11 protein-coding genes are annotated in these 20,175 nt (G+C 32.2%); 6 read left to right on the forward strand and 5 right to left on the reverse strand.

Annotated features, from left to right (window positions below; all coding sequences use genetic code 11):
• Window positions 1-60 precede the first annotated feature (60 nt).
• The 4 genes from IJ258_RS09850 to IJ258_RS09865 all read left to right on the forward strand — a co-directional run bounded on the left by IJ258_RS09850 (window position 61) and on the right by IJ258_RS09865 (window position 16,359).
• Window positions 61-3,477, forward strand: coding sequence for an Ig-like domain repeat protein (locus IJ258_RS09850; RefSeq protein ID WP_292806420.1), 3,417 nt, complete (start codon window positions 61-63; stop codon window positions 3,475-3,477).
• Between the two features lie 100 nt (window positions 3,478-3,577).
• Complete coding sequence (locus tag IJ258_RS09855) at window positions 3,578-8,119, forward strand: C1 family peptidase (protein WP_292806422.1); 4,542 nt, start codon at window positions 3,578-3,580, stop codon at window positions 8,117-8,119.
• A gap of 41 nt (window positions 8,120-8,160) precedes the next feature.
• A complete protein-coding gene (locus IJ258_RS09860) occupies window positions 8,161-10,953 on the forward strand; it encodes a hypothetical protein (RefSeq protein WP_292806424.1) in 2,793 nt (930 codons plus the stop codon).
• Between the two features lie 258 nt (window positions 10,954-11,211).
• Complete coding sequence (locus IJ258_RS09865) at window positions 11,212-16,359, forward strand: Ig-like domain repeat protein (RefSeq protein ID WP_292806426.1); 5,148 nt, start codon at window positions 11,212-11,214, stop codon at window positions 16,357-16,359.
• A gap of 15 nt (window positions 16,360-16,374) precedes the next feature.
• Here the strand turns inward: IJ258_RS09865 and msrA are convergent, their stop codons facing one another.
• Window positions 16,375-17,271 (reverse strand): peptide-methionine (S)-S-oxide reductase MsrA, encoded by an 897-nt coding sequence (gene msrA / locus IJ258_RS09870; RefSeq protein ID WP_292806428.1) that lies wholly within the window; start codon window positions 17,269-17,271, stop codon window positions 16,375-16,377.
• 95 nt (window positions 17,272-17,366) lie between these two features.
• On the opposite strand from msrA, the gene IJ258_RS09875 reads away from it, so the two are divergent.
• Together IJ258_RS09875 and IJ258_RS09880 are read left to right on the forward strand one after the other, a co-directional pair.
• Window positions 17,367-17,558: a hypothetical protein gene (locus tag IJ258_RS09875; RefSeq protein ID WP_292601247.1), complete on the forward strand. Its 192-nt coding sequence runs from the start codon at window positions 17,367-17,369 to the stop codon at window positions 17,556-17,558.
• Window positions 17,559-17,567: 9 nt separating this feature from the next.
• A complete protein-coding gene (locus IJ258_RS09880; RefSeq protein ID WP_292806430.1) occupies window positions 17,568-17,837 on the forward strand; it encodes a hypothetical protein in 270 nt (89 codons plus the stop codon).
• Here the strand turns inward: IJ258_RS09880 and IJ258_RS09885 are convergent.
• From IJ258_RS09885 to IJ258_RS09900, 4 genes are all read right to left on the reverse strand, one after another.
• On the reverse strand, window positions 17,829-18,092 hold the full coding sequence (locus tag IJ258_RS09885) for a hypothetical protein (RefSeq protein ID WP_292806432.1): 264 nt from the start codon (window positions 18,090-18,092) through the stop codon (window positions 17,829-17,831). The two genes, IJ258_RS09880 and IJ258_RS09885, sit on opposite strands and share 9 nt — an antisense overlap.
• Window positions 18,092-18,535, reverse strand: coding sequence for a hypothetical protein (locus tag IJ258_RS09890; RefSeq protein WP_292806434.1), 444 nt, complete (start codon window positions 18,533-18,535; stop codon window positions 18,092-18,094). Before IJ258_RS09890 ends, IJ258_RS09885 begins: the two co-directional genes overlap by 1 nt.
• Window positions 18,536-18,537: 2 nt before the next feature.
• The gene (locus IJ258_RS09895) at window positions 18,538-18,972 is read right to left on the reverse strand and encodes a hypothetical protein (protein ID WP_292806436.1); all 435 of its coding nucleotides are present in this window, start codon (window positions 18,970-18,972) and stop codon (window positions 18,538-18,540) included.
• Window positions 18,973-19,163: 191 nt separating this feature from the next.
• Window positions 19,164-20,108 (reverse strand): ketopantoate reductase family protein, encoded by a 945-nt coding sequence (locus IJ258_RS09900; RefSeq protein ID WP_292806438.1) that lies wholly within the window; start codon window positions 20,106-20,108, stop codon window positions 19,164-19,166.
• Window positions 20,109-20,175 lie beyond the last annotated feature (67 nt).

Below are 20,175 nucleotides of genomic sequence, written 5' to 3' on the forward strand. Positions count from 1 at the left end.
TTTTATATCGCGTGTGTACTTGGAGGTGAAATAATTAATAAAAGCGTGAAGCTAATTTTCATGTTGATTTTAACAATAAGTATAATATCTATTTGTTTAGGAAGCGTATCTGCTGAAAATTTAGAAGATATCAACTCAACAGTAATGGATATTGAAGAAAACCTACAAATAACTGATATTGATTTTGAATCAACTAATGATGAAATATTGGCAGTTTCTGATGAATCAGATGATGCTTTACAGGCAGATGGAGTTAGTCTGTCAGTTGTAAATCAAAAATCATCTTATTCAAAATCTGATAGCGTAACTGTTAAAATGGGAACTTACAGTATGGCATCAGGTAGTGATCAGGTATCAGTTTATCTGAATAATAAAAATATTGCAACAACAACCTATAAGATCATAACGACTTCTGGTTATACAATACCATTAAGCGCTGCTCAAAGTGGAAGCAATTCCATTTATTGTTCATTTACAGCATCAGGAATATGGTCATTAACATCCGATACAGTCACAGTTACAGTAACTGGTGGAGGATCAGATATTCCTGTAGGAGATGGTTCTGCTACAATTTCCATTTATGATATGGTTTATCCTTCTCAGTCTACTATTACTTCTAATGGGGATTATGTTAGTGATATTGCGTATACTATTACTAAATCCGGTGATGGTTTCAGTGATGAAAGTTTGGAATTGATTATTAACGGTCAAAGTATTGGTTCAACTACTCCTAATTCTTATAATCGTTTAGGTAATTTGACTTTTACTGAAGATAATGAATGGACTTTGCAGATTGTCTATTCTGCTTTATATAATGGTAAAACTGTTACTGCTACAAGTAATACTTTAACATTTGTCACCAGAAATACTAGTGGCGGAGGTAATGGAAGTTCTACAGAAGATGGTTCTGCATCAATTTTTATTTATGATATGGCTTATCCTTCTCAGTCTACTATTACTTCTAATGGGGATTATGTTAGTGATATTGCTTATTCTATTACCAAATCCGGTGATGGTTTCAGTGATGAAAGTTTGGAATTGATTATTAACGGTCAAAGTATTGGTTCAACTACTCCTAATTCTTATAATCGTTTAGGTAATCTCACATTTGATGAGGATAATACATGGACTTTAAAAGTTATTTACACTGCAACTGTAAATGGTAAAACAATTACTGCAGAAAGTAATGAATTAACATTTATAACAACAGGAACAAGCGGTGGAAATGGTGGAGATAATCCTCAGCCTAGTGGCGAAATGCAAATAATAATTAGGGATGCAAATTATCCAAATAATTCAGTCATTTCATTAAATGATAAGTATAATGCTTTAATCCAGTATTATGTAACTGTTCCATCAGGTTATATTGCAACAAATGAAATAATAATTTTATGCAATGGTGAAGCAATAACTACAATTCAAAATCCTTCAGATAGAACCTATACTACAATTGGAGGTACATTCCTGCTTAATGAAACTGGTGATTATGTATTCACAGCTCAATATAAGTATGTGGTATGGTTATCTGATGTGCATGGTGACATTTACAGTAATTCAATTACTTATCATGTAACAATTTCTGATGACATTGATCCTGTGGTCAAACCGGCTTTATCCATAAATGTTGATGATGTGAATTATCCAAATGAAGTTACAGCTGTTGTTAAATCAAATATTGATGGAATTTATATTGTAAAAATTGATGGTAATCAAAAAGAGGTCACTGTAAGCGGAGGAAGCGGAAGTGTTAATTTTGCTTTACCTGCAAAAACATATACTGCAACAGTAGAATCCAAAACTGATTCATCCATTAAAAATTCAACAACTTTTACAGTAAAAAGTATTTCCAAAACAACACCTGCAATTAACTCAAATGTTGTTGTCAGTAATAATAAAGCTACAATAACTGTTAACTTACCGAATGATATTAATAATGAGAAAATAACTGTTAGTTTAAACGGTCAAAATTCCAAAGAAGCTATACTGAATAATGGTATTGCAACTGTTGATTTTGATAATTTAAATGATGGGGATTACTCATACACCATTAGTTATGCTGGAAACGACAGGTATAATGATGCAAGCATTACCAAAACATTCACAATTGAGGATGAAAATGTTAATCCTGTATCTCAAAGATTAACAATTGCAGTTGATGATGTTGAATATCCTGCACAGGTAAAAGTAATTGTCAAATCTGATGTTGATGGTGATTATATAGTAACTATTGGTGAAAATTCAAAAGTTGTGAAAGTGTCTGGAGGAGTCGGAAGTGAAACTTTTACTTTAGCTCCAAATAACTATACTGCAAACGTAATGTCTAAAACAGATTCTTCATTCAAAAACGCAACCTCATTTAAAGTTTTAAAAGCAAACATAAAAGATGATGAAGCATTAAACATTAGTATTGCAGATGATTCAAATTCTCCAACATTTTCAATAGATTTGGATGGTGCTACCGGAACATTCACCGTTAATGTTGATGGCAACGATTATCAAACAAAAGAACTCGAAAACGGTAAGGCATCAATAACCCTTGATGGTTTAAATGAAGGAAATCACAGCGTCGTTATCAGTTACTCAGGAGATAATAATTACCAATCCATTACAAAAACAACAGTATTGATTGTTAAAAACAATATTGTAATTATAAGTAATGAAACCAATAATAATCAAAATGGCAGTGCAGATTATACAGGACCTACTGTCGAAGCTGGTGATTTAAAAAGAGCAGTTAACAGTCCATATGATTTTAAAGCCACATTCTATGACAAAAATGGTCAATTATTAAAAGATAGTGAAGTTAACTTTATTGTCAATGGTAATGATCATATTGTCAAAACTGATGAATTTGGTGTTGCTAAATTAGTAAATTGTCTTGTCAGCGGTACATATTCCATTGAAATCAGGAATTTGGCTTCTGGTGAAACATTAACCAAAAAAGCAACAATTGTTGATAGGATTACTCAAAATAGAGATATTAATGTTGATTACTCTTATTCAGCAAATTATAAAATCAGATTATATGCAGATAATGGACAGGCAGTTGGCGCTAATGAAAGAGTCATAATAACATTAAATAATGTTAAATACTCAGTAATGACTGATAAAAACGGTGATGTCAGCTTTAAAGTCAGTGGTTTATTGCCTGGAACTTATACTATCACTGCCGAATATAAGGGAGTTAAAGTATCAAATAAGGTTGCTGTAAAACAAATCCTAAAAGCCAAAAATGCCAAGTTTAAAAAATCCAAAAAGGTTAAAAAGTACAAGGTGACTTTAAAGACTTCTTCAGGCAAAGCCATAAAAGGTAAAAAGATTACTTTAAAAGTAAAAGGAAAAACCTATAAGGCTAAAACCAACAAGAAGGGAGTTGCAACCTTCAAGATTAAAAACTTGAAAAAAGTGGGCAAGTTTAAAGCAACAATCAGATATCTTAAAACTTCCATCAAAAAAACAATTACTGTTAGAAGATAATTTATTTATCTTCTTTTTTCTTTTTTTTAAACACGTTTAGGTTTACCAAAATATTATTAATAACCTCAAATAAAAATATATTCGTACTTGAGGTTTTTATATGAATGTTAAAAAAATAATATTATTTTTAACATTGATATTGTTTTTAGTGTCTGTATCAGCAGTTAGTGCTGAGACTACTGCAGATGATAATTTAACAGATATTGACAACAATATTGATGAAATTATTCAAAGCACAGATGATACTTATGATGTGGAGTCCGCATCGGATATTGAGGAAGTGTCATCTTTCGATAGTCAAGATAGTGAAGTAGGTGAGGGCGATGACATATATGCTCAAACCATGTACTTTGATGCTAATGCAGCAGTAGATGGGGTTGGATCACATGACCGTCCATACAAATATGTTACTGATGGCAGATTGCCTTATGGTGTAACTGCTTACTTTGCAAATGGAGTTTATGAAATAAATGGTGCTTGTGACTTATTTTCAAATAATGGAGATTCTGATAATCCTAGTCAGGTAATATTTTATGGTGCAAGTACAGATGGAGTAATATTTAAAGGTGTTAATTCAAGTTCTGTTGCTTTCATCGTTAATGATAATTCACGATTTTATGCTTACAATCTAACTTTTGATAATGCAATCGTTCAAAACAACGGTAGATTTGAAGCATATGGATGTGTATTTAAAAATGGGGTGGCAGTAGATACAACTGCTTCATATTATCCAACACGTAACAACGCATTTGGAGGAGCAATATACTCTCCGGGTTCAAATTTTTACTTAGGTTATGGAATGAAATCTTATTTGACATTAGAGGACTGTTTATTTATAAATAATTCCGCTGTTTATGGTGGATCAATCTATCATAAATATGGAGATACAATTATCCGTAATACTAAATTCTATGATAGTTTTGCAAGTCTTTATGGTGGAGTTCTAGCAACAGATGGCGGAACAATAATTATTGAAAATTGTGAATTTGAAAATTGTCGTGCTGGTGCAGATGCTGGCGGAGCGATATATTCAAAAGTGACAGATTTAACTGTAAAGAATACTAATTTTTCAAATGGTTATGGTGACTTTGGAGGAGCAATATGTAACCTAAACTCTAATCTGATTATTGATAATTGTAAATTCAACAATAACACTGCCAAATATGAAGGTGGAGCAGTTTATGTGATGTATGGTAATGTATCAATAAATGATTGTGAATTTGTAAAAAGTTCTGCACTTGACGGTGGAGCAATATTTGAAGACAATTGTACTGCAATAACCATTTCAAAATCAAGTTTTGATAAAAGTAAAGCAACAAGATATGGTGGAACCATCTTTTCTAATGGAAAAACAGTTGATTTAGAAGATGTTACATTAGGAGAAAGTGCTGCTCCAATAGGTCAGGTAATTTATCATCAGGATAAGTATGATTATGATATCGGATATAATTCAGATTATCAGATGATGAAATATAACTCTTCATATAATGGAGTATTGCCTTCTCGTTACGATTTGCGTGAAGAAGGTTATGTAACACCAATACGTGACCAGGAAGGTGGAGGTAACTGCTGGGCATTTGCAGGAATTGCCGCTTTGGAGTCATGTATTTATAAAGCAACAGGTCAGTCCATAGATTTATCTGAAGAAAGTGTTAAAAATTTAATAGAATTGTATTCAGCATATGGATGGAAAATGGATACAAATGATGGTGGACACTCCGAAATGACTTGGGGTAACTTAATCAGTTGGTTAGGTCCGGTTCTTGAAAAAGATGACCCATATGATGATTATTCAACATTATCTACTTTAATGGATGCATTTATGCACGTTCAAAATGTATATTATTTGCCTGCACGTACAAGTGCAACTGATAATGATGCAATTAAAAAAGCAATAATGGATTATGGTGCAGTAAGTGTATTGATGTATTCTGAGTTCGACAATCCTTTATACTGGAACTCTGATACCAATGCATATTTTTCATGGTTGAAAGGGGCATACGCAAATCATGCTGTAACAATTGTAGGTTGGGATGACACTTATTCAAAAGAGAATTTTGCTCAAAAGTTTTATCCTGATCTTGGTGATGGAGCATGGATTGTTAAAAACAGTTGGAATACAGATTGGGGAGATGAAGGATATTTCTATGTATCATATTATGATATGGTAATGTGTGAAGTAGGAGAAAAGAATGTAGCATACACATTCATTTTAAACGATACTCAAAGATATAACAGGAACTATCAATATGATATTGGTGGAATGACTGATTATTTATATCCAACAGGAAATAATCAAACATTATACTATAAAAATACTTTCACAGCTATTGGAAATGATATTTTAACTGCAGCATCAACTATTTTTGAGGATGCAATTGATTATGAATTATCAGTTTACATTAATGATGTATTAAAACACACTCAAACTGGTCATTCATTTGCAGGTTATAATACTATTCCATTAACAACAGAGTATCAATTGAATTCAGGTGATAAATTTACCATTCAATTTAAAATATCTAAAAAAGGTGGAGCATCAATTCCAATTTGTGAAGTGGTTACAGCAACAAGATTAACCTATTCTGAAGGAATTTCATTCTTTTCTACTAACGGCAATACATGGAATGACTTATACACATTCACATTAGACAGACCTGATATTGAACACAGATACGCTTCACAGGTAGCATGTATTAAAGCATTTACAAAATCAAGTGGTGAAATATTAAAAACAACTCTTGCAGTAGGCAATGTTGAAGCAGAAACTGGTGAAACTGCTAGAATCACCGCTACTGTTAAAGATGAAAAAGGTAATTTGGTAAACACCGGTTATGTTACATTTGATGTTAATAATGTTAAACAGAGCGTTAAAGTAACAAATGGTTATGCAGTATTGGAAACAATATTTGATAATGCGGGATCATACGATATTAAATCATCATATTCTGGTGTAGGATATGAAGATTCAAATGCCATTTCAACAGTAACTGTAACTAAAGCACCTGCAAAAGCAACAAAAATCACAGTTCCTAATGTTGAATTCATAACTGGTCAAACTGGAATTGTTAAAGTAACATTAACTGATATGGATGGTAAAGCAGTTTCAAATGTTGATTTGAAACTTACTATTAATGGTAATGTAGATACTCAAAAAACCAATAATAATGGTGTGGCAACATTTAATGTAAATTTAAATGTCGGAACTTATGAGGGAAGTGTTGAATTTACAGGCAATGACGCTTATTTAAAATCAACTGGTACTTTAACAGTTAATGTTTTGGATAAAACAACAACATTAATTTCAACTAAATTATCTGCTGACGATTTGTCATATAATTATGGTGAAAGGGGACTATTGTATGTAACCTTAACAGATGAATCCGGCAATACAATTGCAAATAAGGAAGTTAAATTAACAGTCAACTCATATTCTCTCACTGTAAATACCAATTCAAATGGTGTTGCGGTGTTTGGATTGAATAATATTGCAGCTGGAACATATTCATCAACAGTTGAATTTAAAGGAGACTCCGAATACTTAAAATCAAGTAATACATTGACAATTAGAGTATTATCCGCTTCTCCAATTGTTTCAGATGAGGTAAATGTCATTTATTCATACGGTGATGATGGATCAATCATAGCTACAATAACAGACAGCAATGGAAATGCTGTAACTGATACTGAAGTAAATCTGACAATAGCAGGTAAAACCTACTCTTCTTCAACCAATGATAAGGGAATTGTTGTATTTAAAGTTGATTTACAAACAGGTGATTATTCATCAATCATTATTGTTAATGGTAAAACTGTATCCTCCAACACTCCACAAAGTGTTAAGGTAGTTAACAATCAGGTCAGTATTGATGATACTATAGTTTGTGAAAATACAATCAGGGCACAGGGCAGTGCATATGATTTTAAAGCAACATTTTATGACCGTAACGGCAATCCGTTAGCTGAAAAGGAAATTAACTTCATCATCAATGGTAATGATTACTTTGTAAAAACAGATGAATATGGTGTTGCAAAATTAAATGCTAATTTAGTTGAGGGAACTTATCAAATCTCAATGATAAATCCTGCAACAGGAGCAACTGCAAATAAAACTGCAACTATCGTGGCTAGAATTGTTGAAAATCAAAATATCAAACTGGATTATACAAGCAAAGCTACTTATAAAGTACGTGTATATGCAGATAATGGTCAGATTGTAGGTGCAGGTGAAAATGTAGTTATTACTCTTAATGGTAAGGCTTTTAATGTTAAAACCGATGCAAATGGATATGCTAAATTTATTATTTCAGGTTTAACTCCTAAAACATACACAATTACTGCTGAATATAAAGGAGTTAAAGTAGCTAATAATATTGTTGTAAAACATGTTTTAAAAGCTAAAAATAAAAAGTATAAACGTTTCAAAGTAAAAAAATATACTGCAACATTAAAAATAAATGGTAAGGCAGTTAAAGGTAAAAAAATAACCTTTAAAATTAAAGGTAAAACCTATAAGGCTAAAACCAATAAAAAAGGTGTTGCAAGTATTAAAATTAAAGGCTTAACAAAAGTGGGCAGTTATAAGATAAAAATAACTTATCTTAAAAGCACCATTCAAAAAACTATTAAAATCAAAAGATAAAGGGTTATAAACCCCTTATCAACTTTTTTTTAAGTGATAAAATGAAATTGAAAAGAAATATTTTAATCACTGCTTTGTTCTCTTTAATATTGATATTATCGTTTTCTGTAGTGTCTGCAGATGAAATATCTGATGATGGTATAAGTTTTGATGATTCCCTGGCAATTGAAGAGGAAAGCATTGTAAGTGAAGACCTGCAGGATGAACTAAGTAGTGGAAATACGATTTATATTTCTCCTGACGGGACCGGAACAGGTTCAAGTCCAGATAATCCAACATCATGGAGCAGTGCAATCGATAAAGCAAGTTCCGGTGATATCATACAGTTTGCTAATGGTACATACAAGGATATCAAGGGAGATTATATTGGAAATGTTGAATTAAGAGGCAGTGGCAGCACCATTATTGATGCAAATAATGCCGGAGGATTTTTTGCAACTTATGGCAGTGTAACATTAAATAAATTATCATTTATAAATGCATACACCGGTGAAAAACAGGGAAATCCTGACGGTCCAAAAACTGGATATAATGGTGAAGGTGCAATTGTAAACAATGGATATTTGACTGTTAAAGATTGTTATTTTGCTTCAAATCAGGGAATCGGAACTGAAGGAGGAGCAATTCATAACAAGCAAACCTGCTATATTTATGATTCAACTTTTTACGGCAATGGCGGTAAAAAAGGCGGTGCAATATACAGTGATAAGAATTCAAGGTTGTATGTTTATGATTCTCTGATTCAGAGATGTGTTTCAAAAGAGGGCAGTGCACTTCATGCAAAAGAGGCATATGTTGAAATCCATAACTGTACTGTTCGTGATTCCTCTGCCAAAAATGGTTTGTTCTATGTTAAAAAAAGTACAGTCTATTTCTATGATTCATATTTTTACAATTCAAAAGCAGTGGATTCAGCTGGAGTAATAAACATTGACAAGGAAAGTACTGTTGAGATTGACAATTGTATATTTGATAAAATATCCTCTACAGGAACTAAACTATGGTTCCATGATGAGTACGGTTCCGGTGACGGTGGAGTGATAGTTGTTGAAAAAGATGCATATAATGTTGTGATTAAAAACTCAGTGTTTACCAACTGTTCAGCAAAAGGTTACGGGGGAGTTTTATACATCGACTCATCAGCTTCAATAACCATTGATAACTGTACATTTAAGGATAATGCTGCCGAATATGGCGCAAATATCTACAGTGCTAAGTATGCTTCAATGTTAACCATTATCAATTCTGATTTTGAGGTTAAATCAACAATTCAAACTTCAGATGTAGATTATGGTGAAACCGAAACTATTAAAGTCACTGTTGATGACGGTACAAATAATTTATTAAACCCAAAATACACAATATTTGTGAACAAACAGGAATATGACTTAAGAAACAATCAGTTGGAATTGGTTAATCTGAAAGTTGGAAATTATACTGCAGTTTTAATCGGTCGTGACTCAAACTCCAACAGGTATACTTTCACACAATCCTCTTCATTATTCATTGTCGGTGGTGAGGATTTAAATGCTAATGTATCATATTCATTTAATGATGACGGATCATTGAATATTAAAATCATTGATGAGTATAACCGTGCAGTATCCAATAAAGAAGTTACAGTAACAGTTGATGGTGAAAATTACACTGCAACTACTGACATTAATGGTATTGCAACAATAGCACCAAGTTTGGATGAAGGGCAACATACTATTATTGTTAATGTACCTGGAAAAATAATAGACAATTCCCAGCCAACAATAACTGTAGTAAACAAGACTGAAGTTCCAATAACTGATGAAGTTACTGTTGATTACTCATATAATGATGATGGTACAATAAATGTTGAAGTTAAAGATGAATATAATCGTGCAGTGCCAAATGCAGAGGTTAAGCTTACAATTAATGGTGTAACTTATTTAGCAACAACTGATGATAAGGGAATTGCCAATATCAAACCTGAAAAAAACGTTGCAGGTGAATATAATGTTGGGGTGGAAGTTGTTGGAAAAACAGTGTCCAGTTCACCACAAATCATCAAGGTAAATCCTTCCAGTTCAATTTCATCAATAATTGCTGAAGATTTAACCCGTGCATATAATAGTGAGTATGATTTTAAAGTCAGATTATTGGATAAAAATGCAAATCCACTGAAAAACAAGCAGGTAACCATTGTGATAAATGGTAATGATTACAATTTAAAAACAGATGAATATGGTTATGCATATTTAAGAAACACTTTGTCTGACGGTGAATTTAATGTTGTAGTTGAAAATCCTGCAACTGGTGAAAAAGCAACCAAAAAACTTGTTATTTCCAAAAGAATTAGTGATAATAAAGATGTGAAATTTGATTATACCACTTCTGGAACATATAGGGTAAAGGTTTATGCTGATAATGGTCAGCCGGCAAGTGCTGGTGAAAAAGTCATCATTAAAGTCAATGGTAAATCAAGCACTGTTTTAACAGATAAGGATGGTTTTGCAGTACTTAAATTATCCGGTTTAACTCCTAAAACATACACTATTACTGCTGAATATAAGGGAGTTGTTGTTTCCAATAAGGTTGTAGTTAATCAGGTTTTAAAGGCTGCCAATAAAAAATACAAACGTTATAAAGTTAAAAAATACACTGCAACTTTAAAAGTCAACGGTAAGCCATTAAAGGGTAAAAAAATAACCTTTAAAATTAAAGGTAAAACCTATAATGCAAAAACCAACAAGAAAGGTGTAGCTACCATTAAAATTAAGGGTTTATATAAAATCGGAAAATATAAAATAACCATTAAATACCTTAAAACAAGTATTAAGAAAACTATTGCTATAAAAAGATAAGGTAATAATTACCTTATTATTTTCTTTTTTTCGATTGAAATAGGATTCAATTGAATACTGTTAATTCATTTATTTAAATTCCATCTATTTTTTGAACTAAATTCAATTTATCAAATTAATGTAATTATTTTTTAATTTTAATTGTTTTTAACAATATTTAAATATTTAGTTGTACCTAAATAATAATTAGAATATAATTTATATATTATATTCATGCGTACTTGAGGTGAAATTATTAAAAAATACAATAAGCTAGCTATGGCTATCGCTTTAATAGCGTTGGTCTTAATATGTATTGGTTCTGTTAGTGCAACTGATGAAATTCAGGATGGAAATCTAACAGTTATAGATAATTCTCAAGATCAATCAGTTGATATTGATGAATTAAATGAGGAGAGCTACTCTGATGATATTGTTGCAAGTGATGAAGATATTGTTAGTTTAGCAAATGAAGAAGATGATGCCTTGAATGCTTATGATTCATATAATCAATATTGTGATGAATTAACAACATTAACAATATCCAGCACAGGCAATACTGCTTCTGTAAATAATGTAGAATTGGGAAACACTGTTGCCATTCATGTTGAATGGAAATCAAATGATAAGAATTTTCTACAGGGAACTCCTGCTGAATCAAATAGAAACATTGATTTAATGAAAAATGGTGTGTTGTTAACATCTAAAACAGGTACCTACACTACTTTAGATTATTATCAGGGAACTGCATATTTTACAGCAGACTTTGAAATAACATTGGATAGTGAAGGATGGTGGAATATCACTGCTCATAAAGACAAGACATCAAATGCTTATCAAAATTGGATTTATGGTGCAGCAGATAGTAATCAAATAAGTTTTTATGTTCCTTCTTCTGCAGGTCTTACTAAAAAAGATGTAAATCTAAATGGTGAAGTTAGTTCATATTACAATGAGGATGGAGTTTATTATAATCAATATAATGACATCATGACTTTCATAACCACTTCTGAAAGCGATATTTCTGAAGAAATCATATATAAAGAGGGTGATGTTGAGTTAGGCCGTGCTGATTTTGGTGAAGACTTTGACATTTCCACTTTAACAAAAGGAACTCATACCATTACTGCTTACTGGGCAGGAAACGATGATTACAATCCTGCTGAATACGTTTTCAATGTAGTTATTCTTGAAAAAAATATTTATTTTAACTTAGACATTGATGATGTTGTATATCCTGATCATGCCATCGGAAGTTTTTCATCCAATGTAATCGGTGTTTATACCATAACCATTAACGGTAAAGAATACACCGTAAATTATGATGAAGAATATGAAGAATCTGCTGAATTCAATATCGATCAATTGCCTGTTGGCACTTACGAGGTTTCAGATGTAGCATTTGAGGATATGGAAAATTATCAAATTGATTTTGATGATGAAGAAATGAATGACCTTCCATCATTTGAAGTATATGACAAAGTTCCTACTTCAATTTATGTTGAATTAGATAAAAACTCTATTAAAAAAGGCGAATCAATTGTACTTACTGTTTCTGTTGGAAACGATATAAATATGGAAGAAATAACTGTGGGTAATGTTTTAATTTATGATGACAGTAATCCTGAAATCGCAATTATTGATTTAAGTAAAACCAATAATTATACTTTCACTCCATCCTATTCAGCAAGTGAAGATTCAATTTATATTTATGTTAAATACTTGGGATATGATGAATTAAATTATAATTCAAGTGATGAGGATTATGAATCTTATTGGATTGAATCACCGGAAATAAAAGATACAACAATAGATATTGATGTGGATAAAACTTCATTATCTAATGGTGAAACAATCACAGTCACTCCAACTGTTTTAGTTGATGGTGAAGAAATTAGCGAAGGTACTGTTGAGTTTTACAATGAAAATGATGATAAAATTGGTGCAATCGATTTAAATGAAAAAACCTCATTTGAATACACTGTAACCGGTGAATCTGGAAGTCACAGTATTTGGGCAAAATATGTTGCAAACGACTTATATGCTGAATCCAGTTCAGATAAGAAAGATTATAAAATCAAATCAACATTAACAATTACATTAGCTCGAAATGATGATGCAATTGTTGTTGTTGGCGATACAGTTTACTTTACAATCACATTTTCAGATTCAGTAACTGACAATCTTGAATTATGGGTTAATGATATTAACTTAGGTGGTGAAGATGGTTCCAGTTCAACTTCAGTGACTTTTGATCCATCTAATGTTGGTGAAAATGATGTTTTCATCAAATTCTTAGGAAATGATGATTTTGAAGCAACTGAAAGTAATAAAGTTACAGTTAATGTTGTAAAAGCATTAGACACTACAGTATCTATTGAATTAAATCCTGATGCAGTCCTACCTAATAAAAACATAACTATTACTCCTACAGTAAAAGATTCCGAGGGTAATGTATTAACAACTGGTGTTGTTAGAATTTACACTGATGCCAATATGAATTCTGATCCTGTTGCAGTAATCAATGCGGGTGAAACCGGAAACTTTTCAGATAGCATAAATTACCCTGGATATACTGGATATTTATATGCAGTTTACGTTCCATCTGACAGAACATATAACAGAAGTCCAGTTTCAGCAGGTGCTAAATACACTTTATTGTATTCAAATAAATTGGATTTAACTGTTAATTCAGGTAGTGAAATAACCGTTAATGATGGTGTAAGTTTTGATATATTAGCTACCTTAACCGGCGGTGAAGATGAAATCACATTATACATTAACGATAAGGCTAATAGCACATTATTTAAAAACACTGCAACTCAAATGACTTTACCTGTTGGCGATTATACAATTTATGCTAAATACACAAGACAATCAGGTTATTATGACTCAGCAGTTAGTAATACTGTAACTGTTCATGTTGTTGAAAATGTTAAAAATGAAATTATAGTCACCGTTGAAAGTGTAACATTGCCGGACAAAGCAGAAGTTAAAGTAACTGCAACAGTAGATGGTGAATACACAATCGATGTTAACGGAACTGAAGTTAATGTAAATGTTGATGGTGGAAGTGGCAGTAAATTTGTAAGTTTAGCTGCTGGTGATTATTATGCTAATGTAACCGGTCAGGAAGGTGCAATAATTACTAATGCAGTATTTACTGTTTCACCTGAACCAAAAATAGCTGAATTATTTATTAGAGATGCTAATTATCCTGAAAATGCCACTATTGTACTTTCAGGTAAAGGAAATGTAACAATCACTATTGAATATTACCTTGAAAGTTCAGTTAAAGATCCTGTGATGCCTGAAATCATATTTGATGGGGGCGTTAAAAAGCAAGTTAATGCTGTAAATGGAGTTTACACACCAGTAACCTTTGTTGTAAATGAAACAGGTGAATTCACTGTTAATGCAAAATATAAAGTATATTCATTCAGTACTGGTGAACTCTATGTAGATGCTGAAAACACATTAACCTATTCTGTAACAATCTTTCCTCAAGCTAAAGACATCTCATTAGATGTTGAAGTGGATGAAGAGAAAGATGAAGATGATTACTATACTCTTGATTGGGGAGATCCTGCATTTGAAGTTGTAACTACAGCTTCTGAAGATATTGATGCAGAAATCATTTATAAAGAAGGAGACAAAGTGCTTGGAAGAGCACAAATAGGTGATGTATTTGAAATTGATCCTAATGATTTAGGATTAGGTGAACATACCATAACTGCTACATTGGAAGGTAATGAAGATTATAACGAAGCTAGTTATACATTCACCCTTAATGTAGATAAGAAAATAATATGGTACGAACTGGAAATAGATAATGTAACTTATCCTGACCATGCTGTTGGTAAATTCAGCGGTGAAGACGTTGACGGTAAATATACAATAACCATAAACGGCACTGATTACACTGTTGATTATATTTGGGATGAAGATGAAGACTATGTCTTCTTTGACATTAAACAATTGCCTGCTGGAACATATACTGTGTCAAGCATAAAATATGAAGACATGGTCCATTATGAATTCGGAGAATCCGATGTTGATGGTCAAAATACCTTGCCGACATTCACTGTTAAATCCAAAGAAACAGTTCTAAATGGCACTGTTTTAAGTGTTGTGAATGGTACTGCTCCTACTTTCAGTATTGATTTGCCTGGTGCTGGCGGTAATCTGACTGTTGAAGTAGATGGTAAAAACTACACTAAAGAGTTGGTTGACGGTAAGGCTACTGTGGAAATTACTGATTTACCTGCAGGTGATTACACTGCAACTGTAACTTACACTGGTGATGAGACCCATAATCCTACTTCAGTACCTGCAAGCTTTAAAGTTGAGGAAAAAACTACTGCTAAAGAGGATGTTGTTTTAAATGACACTGTTTTGAGTGTTGTGAATGGTACTGCTCCTACTTTCAGTATTGATTTGCCTGGTGCTGGTGGTAATTTGACTGTTGAAGTAGATGGTAAAAACTATACTAAAGAGTTGGTTGACGGTAAGGCTACTGTGGAAATTACTGATTTACCTGCTGGTGATTACACTGCAACTGTAACTTACACTGGTGATGAGACCCATAATCCTACTTCTGTACCTGCAAGCTTTAAAGTTGAGGACAAACAGACTCCTGACGCTAACAAAACATTTGATGTTAATGTTCCTGAAGGATCTACAAATCCTGTGTTCAGCATCAACTTACCTGGTGCAACAGGAAACTTCACAGTAACTGTTGACGGTAAAAACTATACTAAGGAATTAGTTAATGGTTCAGCATCCATAACTATTGATGATTTAGCTCCTGGAGCACATAATGTGACTGTAAGCTATTCAGGTGATAAGAATTATTCACCAATGAATAAAACAACTGCAATCACTATTCCAACTCCGGTATTGTCAAATAATAAAAACGTCAATGTAATCTACTCAGCTAATGCATATTATAGGGTTTTAGTAATAGCTAATGGTAAGGCAGTAGTTGGTGAAAAGGTAACCATTACATTCAATGGTAAAAAATATCAGGTAACCACAAACAATAACGGTTATGCAACCTTAAAATTACCAACTAAGATTAAAGTTAAAAAATACACAATAACTGCAGAGTTTAAAGGAGTTAAAGTATCAAACACTGTAACTGTTAAACATTTATTTAAAGCTAAAAATTTAAAAGTTAAAAAGCCTAGAAAAGTTTTAAAAATTAAAATCAAAACCAATAAGGTTAACGGTAAATTCCTTAAAGGCAAAAAACTTAAATTAAAAATTAAAGGTAAAACCTTAAAAGCTAAAATAAATAAAAAAGGTGTTGCAACATTTAAAGTTAAAAAGAATATTCTTAAAAAACTTAAAGTTGGAAAAACCTACAAATATAAAGTTACTTATGGAAAAGATACTGTGACTAAAAAAATTAAAATTAAAAGATAGGATTAAATTTTAATCCTATTTCTCTTTTCTTTTTTTCAAATAATCTTCTACTTCATCACGTGGAATGAATTTTAAAGCGGCAGAATTTATACAATAGCGTTTACTTCCGCCGGGACCGTCATTGAATACATGGCCCAAATGTGAATTTGCCTTTGCACTTCTAACCTCTATGCGTGTAGTGCCGTGTGAGAAATCACGATTTTTTGTTATCACATCTTCAGATATAGGTTTTGTAAATGCAGGCCAGCCGCAACCTGAGTCAAATTTGTCATCAGAAGAAAACAAAACTTCACCATCTACAACATCTACATATATACCATCTTCAAAAAAATTATTATACTTTCCACTAAAAGGTGCTTCTGTTAAAGAAAGCTGTGTTATTTCATACTCTTCACGAGTCAGGTGATTAAATTCTTCATTATCTATTAAATTTAAATCAACATGACAATAACCCTGCGGGTTTTTTTCAAGGTATTTCTGATGATAGTCCTCAGCAGGATAGAAGTTATAAATCTCATGAGATTCAACCATAATCCTTTTAGAAGATGACTTCTGCTTTGATTTTAAAAAATCAATTACTGCTTTTTCATCATTCGGGTTCTGCCAGTAAATGCCTGTCCGATACTGGGTACCTCTATCGGGGCCCTGACGGTTTTTAACGTAAGGGTCAATAATTTTAAAGAAATTCTCCAAGATCTCCTCCAGAGATATGATTTCAGGATTAAATGTAACCTTAACTGTTTCAGCATGCATGGTTTTACCTGTGCAGACCTTTTCATAAGTTGGAGCCAAATCATTGCCGTTAGCATAACCGACTTCAGTATTATTCACTCCTTTAAGTCTTGAGATGAATGCTTCAACACCCCAGAAGCAACCTCCTGCAAGATAAATGACATTTTGTTTTGTAAACATAATAATTAATAATTATTTCAAATTATTTAAAATATTTCAACAAAAATCTTTTTAATTATAAAATAAATATAAAATATTATACGGAGGAAAAACTAATGTTTTACAGCACTATTATGAAAATTGATTCAATTGACAGATTAAGAGATATTAGGGATGCATTACTTGTTGAACAAGGAATCAATCCAACTCGTCAAGGTGAACAAGCAATTAAAGTTGTAGTTGAAAGAATCGATGAAATTCAAGCAACTCTTGATAAATCAGCTACTAAAAACTTAAACAGAAGATAAGTGATTTTAGTGATAAGAAGAGTCACATCAACAAGACGGCTGCTAAAAAAGAGAATGTATAACTCACCTCATTCTCGACATAGAAACTCTCAATATTATCGTGAGAACAGAAATGCAGCCAAACCATATCAAAAGAAATTCAGGGATATGAACGGTCCTCAAATAAAACGTAAAAGAAGGCCAAAAAGAGAAGTGGTTGAAGGCTTTAAAATGTCTTACCGATATAAATATTATCAAAATGATAATCAAGAAGAAGAAAATGAAGAAGAATTAGAGTAATTCTTCTTTAGATATTATTTTATTTTTTGAGTGAATATCTAAAATCAGACCGCTGAAAGCATCATCATTTAAAGCAAGTTTATGAAACAATTCATCGGACACTTCAGTAGGTTCGTAATCGACTAATTCTAAATATTCAAAACCCTTTTCATATTCATCAAGACTTGAAAAAACAATAATCTTAAAATCATCCAAAGATCCTGTTACCAGAAAATCCTTTTCATGATCCTTGCCGATTGTAGGGCATATATACATTAAAAATCACCATTCCTATCCATATTGAAATTCTGTGAATGAGGATTAATCACAAAGCCCTGGAAGAATTCATCCTCTTCAGCTAATTGACTAATGTCAGCTGGAGTAATTACTTTCAAGTCAAGCCTGTCCAGGAACAGTTTGGAAATTTTAGCGCTTCCAACAGCATACTCTCTCATATCAGTAAAAACTAGGATAATATACTCTTTACTGGATTCTGTTAATGTTAATTTAACGGGTTTTTCTGCCTCATCAACAAGAGTAAAGTAAATTTCAGTAGGATATGTGTTTCGAATATTTTTTTTAACGGCTTCAAGCTCAATTGCATCCTCGCTTTTAAGTTTTTTTGCCATATCCGCATATATCTGAATATACTCTTTCAGCTGACTAACAGATGCCTTAACATTATTTTCCTGATAGTCCTGGTAATCCTTAAGTTTCATGCCTATTCACTGCAATCATGAACGTTTTCAGAAAATATTACAAAGTCACATTGTGGAGCGTCAATTGCAAGACCTAAAAATTCTTCATCTTCAGCATATGCCTGTACAATTGCATTTCCGACAGCCTTATCGAATGCGAAATTGCTTTCACCGGATTCTTCAACGAAAGTTTCAATAGCTTTTTTAGCTTCCTCTTCTGAGGTGTAAACAGGTATGAAGAACTCTTCATGTTCATCATCTTCACCGCTGACGATTAAAGCAACAACTTCTTCATCTTCAGTATCAGCATTGTAAACAATAGTGAATTCCTCATGATATACTGCATGGTCGATTTCATGACCTAATTCGTGTAATTCTTCAGCCTGTTCTTCTGAATCTTCATCAAAATTGTCTTCAAGTTCAATATATTTTTCTATTAATTCTTTAAGTTCACTCATAGTATCACTAAAAATAATTCTTGTAAAAATAAGTTTTTTAAAACAAATGAACATTCTCTTCCTAAACACCACTAAAGGAATACAAACGAATGCTCATTTCAACCATCACCATTGTTCATATTATAAAAAAATAGTACATAACAATATGAACAATACTATTTAGATTTTTAACATATATAAAGTTTTAGTTTCTAGAAGGTACTTTCAATAGCTTTAATCATGTTATAGATAATTTTATTTGTACTTACATTGATATTATTGACTTCACCCAGTTGAATTACCTTGCCTGTTAAAGAATCAATCTCGGTTTTTATGTGCTTTTGAATATCCTGTTGGGTTGAAGAATAATGATTATAAGTGTCTGGAACAAGCTTTGAGTAGAATATATCTTTGTAGTCATCTGATGAGTCCCAAAACGTTGTGTATGGGGATGATTTAATCACTTCAAAGATTTCATCGATAATATCATTCATGATTTCAAGAGTGTAGGGGTTTTCTGTAAGTTCGCCGTAAGTCTTGTTTAAGATTGCACCTAAAGGATTTAATGTGCAGTTGTAAAGCATCTTGGCCCACAGGTACTTGTCAACTTCATCTGTTACTTCACATTTGATTCCGGATTTTGTAATTAAATCTGCAATTTCTTGTAAATGAGAAGGGTCTTCATTTTGAAGAGATCCCAATAGTATTGGTTCGGTGTATACAGTCACTTCGCTGATGTATCTTTCAGGTCTGGTGAAGCCGGTGATGACACGTGCGCAATATACCTGATTTTTTAAGAAGTATTTTAGGTAGGGTTCATCGTTTCCAAAACCATTCTGGAATATGATTATTTTTGTATCACTTTTTAATATTTCCCTGTGATTGTTTAGGTTTTGTGCAATATTTTCATTAGCGGTTGTCTTGGATGCAATGAAAATATAGTCAAAAGTGTCCTTTGGTATACTTTCATAAGTTTCATAAACAGGAATGTCTTTAATTTCATAGTGTGTGAAAAGTCCTGTTCTTCTGATTCCGTTTTCTTTAATTGATTTTGCGGTTTCACCAGTTGCATAAATTGATACATTTGCTCCCTGGGAAGCAACTGATGTTGCAATTCCGATTCCTACTCCTCCGGCACCGATTAATAATATGTTCATTTTATTCACCATTTATATTTATATTGCTTAATATTTTTAAATTTTCTTAAATCATTTTTACTTTACT

Origin of the sequence: Methanobrevibacter sp. (assembly GCF_017468685.1) — an archaeon.
In the GTDB taxonomy this organism is placed as follows: domain Archaea; phylum Methanobacteriota; class Methanobacteria; order Methanobacteriales; family Methanobacteriaceae; genus Methanocatella.